Source organism: Streptomyces sp. UNOC14_S4 (assembly GCF_020740835.1).
Taxonomy (GTDB): Bacteria; Actinomycetota; Actinomycetes; order Streptomycetales; family Streptomycetaceae; genus Streptomyces.
The window spans coordinates 1-2,784 of sequence record NZ_JAINFC010000732.1; the positions used below are offsets into that span (position 1 = coordinate 1).

Annotated in this window: 2 protein-coding genes; one reads left to right on the plus strand and one right to left on the minus strand. The window is 72.6% G+C overall.

Annotation, left to right across the window (positions count from 1 at the left end; genetic code table 11):
* Nucleotides 1–237: 237 nt before the first annotated feature.
* Entirely contained in the window at nucleotides 238–1,071 is an 834-nt protein-coding gene (fdhD, locus tag K6I34_RS35040) for a formate dehydrogenase accessory sulfurtransferase FdhD (protein ID WP_229332069.1), read from the minus strand.
* Nucleotides 1,072–1,265: 194 nt separating this feature from the next.
* Here fdhD and K6I34_RS35045 point away from each other — a divergent pair.
* Nucleotides 1,266–2,784 (plus strand): aldehyde dehydrogenase family protein (locus tag K6I34_RS35045; RefSeq protein WP_229332070.1); only part of this gene is annotated, 1,519 nt, incomplete at its 3' end.

The window sequence follows — 2,784 nt, forward strand, 5'->3', positions numbered from 1 at the left end:
CTGTGAACGGCTTGTCTTGGCGGACCAGCCAGTTCTACCGGGGCTCCGCTTCTCGCGTCCGGCGTTCCTCCAGACCAGACCCCACTCGCAGCCACGGACCCACCCCATAACTTCACGGCCTTGCCCTAAAGGCCGCCTACGAGCTCGGTGCGCTGTGCATGTCTGGCGAGTGCCGGTCCGCTGTGGTTGCTCGCGCAGTTCCCCGCGCCCCTGATGGGGCGCCCCCTTGCGGGGCGCCTACGTCAGGATGATGCGCTCCTCACCCGCGTAGATGTTCATCGACTTGCCGCGCAGGAAGCCCACCAGCGTCAGGCCCGTTTCCGTTGCCAGGTCCACGGCCAGGGAAGAGGGGGCCGAGACCGCGGCCAGGAACGGGATGCCCGCCATGACCGCCTTCTGCGCGAGTTCGAACGAGGCGCGGCCCGACACCAGGAGGATCGTGCCGGAGAGGGGCAGCAGGCCCTGCTGGAGGGCGCGGCCGACGAGCTTGTCGACCGCGTTGTGCCTGCCCACGTCCTCCCGCACGTCCAAGAGCTCGCCGTCGGCCGAGAAGAGCGCGGCGCCGTGCAGCGCGCCCGTACGCTCGAAGACCTGCTGTGCCGCCCGCAGCCGGTCCGGCAGCGCGGAGAGGAGTTCCGGCGTCAGCCGCATCGGTGACGGTCCGTCCGAGAGCATGTGACGCGCCGTCGTCCGTACGGCGTCCAGGCTCGCCTTGCCGCACAGGCCGCACGACGACGTGGTGTAGACGTTGCGTTCGAGCGCGATGTCGGGCAGCGGCACACCGGGGGCGAGCCGTACATCCACCACGTTGTACGTATTGCCGCCGTCCTCCGTCGCGCCCGCGCAGTAGACGATGTTCGACAGTTCCTCGGCGCTGCTCAGCACACCCTCGCTGACCAGGAAGCCGGCCGCGAGCGCGAAGTCGTCGCCGGGGGTGCGCATGGTGATCGCCAGCGGCTTGCCGTTGAGCCGGATCTCCATCGGCTCCTCGGCGACCAAGGTGTCGGGACGGGTGCCGACGGCCCCGTCCCGGATGCGGATGACGCGGCGGCGCGCGGTGACCCGTCCCATGGTGATCAGTCCCGGTGCTGGTGGTGGCGGTGGACCCCTCATTCTCGTCGGCGGCCCCGGCCGCGCGGGCACCGGGCGGGACGTGACGTCGGACTCATCGCTCACGGCGGGCCCCACGGCGCGCGGACGGCTCGCTACCGTCGGGTGGAGCGCCACTTCCCCGCCCCGACCGTGCACCGAGAGCGGAGATCACGATGGCACCCACCCTCACGCTCAAACCCGGTACGGACTGGGCCACCGCCTGGCAGCGCTGCCAGGCGGTCGCCCCCGAGGCCTTCCGGGACGACCGCGTCCTCAACCTCTGGAACGGCTTCTGGCAGGCCGACGGCCACGCGCTGCCCGGCACGACGCCCGTCGACGGCACCCCCGTCCCCGGCCCGCCCCGGCTCGACCCCGACACCGCGCGGCACGCCGTACGGGCCTCGCTCGACGCGCACCGCGCCTGGCGCGAGGTGCCGCTGGCCGACCGGCGCGCGCGGGTGGGCGCCACCCTCGACGCGCTCACCGAGCACCGCGAACTCCTCGCCCTCCTCCTCGTCTGGGAGATAGGCAAGCCCTGGCGGCTCGCCCGGGCGGACGTGGACCGCGCGATCGACGGCGTCCGCTGGTACGTCGACGGCATCGACGGCATGCTCGCCGGCCGCGCCCCGCTGGCCGGGCCCGTCAGCAACATCGCCAGCTGGAACTACCCCCTCTCGGTCCTCGTCCACGCCATGCTCGTCCAGGCGCTCGCCGGGAACGCCGTCATCGCCAAGACACCCACGGACGGCGGCCTGGCCTGCCTCACCCTGGCCTCGGCGCTCGCCGCCCGCGAGGGCCTCCCCGTGACCCTGGTCAGCGGCAGCGGCGGCGAGCTCTCGGAGGCCCTGGTCCGCGCGCCCGAGATCGGCTGTGTCTCGTTCGTCGGCGGACGCGACACGGGCGCACGGGTCGCCACCGCGGTGGCCGACCTCGGCAAGCGCCACATCCTCGAACAAGAGGGGCTCAACACCTGGGGCGTCTGGAACTTCACCGACTGGGACTCCCTCGCCCCGCGCATCCGCAAGACCTTCGACTACGCCAAGCAGCGCTGCACGGCCTACCCGCGCTTCGTGGTCCAACGGGCCTCCTTCGCCGACTTCCTGACGGTCTATCTGCCCGCCGTACGGGCAGTACGTTTCGGGCACCCCCTCGCCGTGTCCGCACCCGACGACGCCCTGCCGGAGCTGGACTTCGGCCCCCTCATCAACGCGGCCAAGGCCAAGGAACTCGGCGACCAGGTCGCGGAGGCGATCGACCGGGGCGCCGTACCCCTGCACCGCGGCTCACTCGCCGACGGCCACTTCCTGCCGGGCCAGGACACCGCCGCGTACGTCCCGCCCGTCACGCTCCTCAACCCGCCACCGAGCTCGCCCCTGCACCACGCGGAACCCTTCGGGCCCGTCGACACCATCGTGCTGGTCGACACGGAGGCGGAGCTGCTCGCCGCGATGAACGCCAGCAACGGCGCGCTGGTCGCCACGCTGTCGTGCGACGACGCCGGAACGTACCGGCGCCTCGCACCGCAGATCCGCGCCTTCAAGGTGGGCCACGGCGAGCCGCGTTCGCGCGGCGACCGCGACGAGCTGTTCGGCGGCTTCGGCGCGTCGTGGCGCGGGGCGTTCGTCGGCGGCGAGCTGCTGGTGCGGGCGGTGACGCGGGGGCCTGTGGGGGAGAGGCTGCCGGGTAATTGCC

Excerpts from the sequence above, each read along its gene's own strand:
- fdhD (WP_229332069.1), bottom strand. The coding sequence starts at position 1,071 with ATGGGACGGGTCACCGCGCGCCGCCGCGTCATCCGCATCCGGGACGGG.